This window comes from Compostibacter hankyongensis, assembly GCF_039541075.1.
Lineage (GTDB): Bacteria > Bacteroidota > Bacteroidia > Chitinophagales > Chitinophagaceae > Compostibacter > Compostibacter hankyongensis.
Genome location: NZ_BAABFN010000014.1, coordinates 1 through 1,141, shown reverse-complemented (window position 1 = coordinate 1,141; position 1,141 = coordinate 1). Strand labels below are relative to the sequence as shown.

Sequence of the window (1,141 nt, the reverse complement as noted above, 5' to 3'; positions counted from 1 at the left end):
TTTAAAGTCTAAGGTCTAAGGTTTTCTTCCGGGCAAATGAACTTTAGACCTTAGACTTCTGAACTGGAAATCAGAAACCAGAAGCCTCAAACCGGAAAGGCGAAGCATTGGCAACGGGATCGAATTATTTTTAAATGGCGTTGCCGAACTTCGTTTCATCGAGACCTTTAAAATCATTGTGGACGAGATAAATCAGAAACCAGAAACTTCAAACTAAGAAACATGGAATTACAAGGCAAGACCGTATTGATCACGGGCGCCTCGAAAGGGATCGGCCGACAGCTGGCAGAAGACCTGGCGGCCCAGGGCGTAAATCTGGGATTGGTGGCCCGCAGCGAACAGGAGCTGACCGAAGTGCAGCAGGCTGCAGAAAAGGCCGGGGCAAAGGTGATTATCTTTACCGGCAGCGTGGCCGACGAAGAGCTGGCCATCCAGGCCGTAGAAGCCACCGTAGCAAAGTTCGGGGGGATCGATTTTCTGATCAACAATGCGGGCTACGGCATCTTCGGGCCGACGGAAAGCTATACGGCCGACAGCTGGGGCGATCTGTATGATACCAATGTCAAAGGGACCTTCCTGTTCTGTAAGGCCGCGCTGGGACCGATGAAAAAGGCCGGCGGCGGTCATATCATCAACATTGCTTCGGATGTGGCCAAACGGGTGTTCGACGGCGGAGCGCTGTACTGCTCCTCAAAATTTGCCCAGGATGCCTTCTCGGCGGCCCTGCGCAAGGAAGTACGGCGTGACGGGATCAAGGTATCGGTAGTATACTCCGGGTTGGTGGATACGGCCTTTCACCCGGATCCGCATGCCCCGGAGAAAAAAGACTGGCTGACGGCCCGTAATATGTCGGCGACCATCCGCTATATCATGACCCAGCCCGAGCATGTGGTGATAGACGAGCTGATGATTCATCCCCTGTCACAGGATTATTAACCCCCCCCCCCCACCCCCCTGAAGGGGGAGATAGAGGTGAAGGGCTAAAGGTGAAAGGCGAAGGGTAAAAGGCGAAGGGTAAAAGGTGAGAGGTGAAAGGTAAAGGGTGAAAGGCATTTTAAGTTTAAGGTTTAAAGTCTAAGGTCTAAGGTTTTCTTCCGGGCAAATGAACTTTAGACCTTAGACTTCTGAACTGGAAATCAGA

1 protein-coding gene is annotated in these 1,141 nt (G+C 52.1%); it reads left to right on the top strand.

Annotated features, from left to right (window positions below; genetic code table 11):
* Nucleotides 1-222: 222 nt before the first annotated feature.
* Nucleotides 223-936, top strand: a complete 714-nt coding sequence (locus ABD851_RS14415; protein ID WP_344980499.1) for an SDR family oxidoreductase — start codon at nucleotides 223-225, stop codon at nucleotides 934-936.
* Nucleotides 937-1,141: the final 205 nt, after the last annotated feature.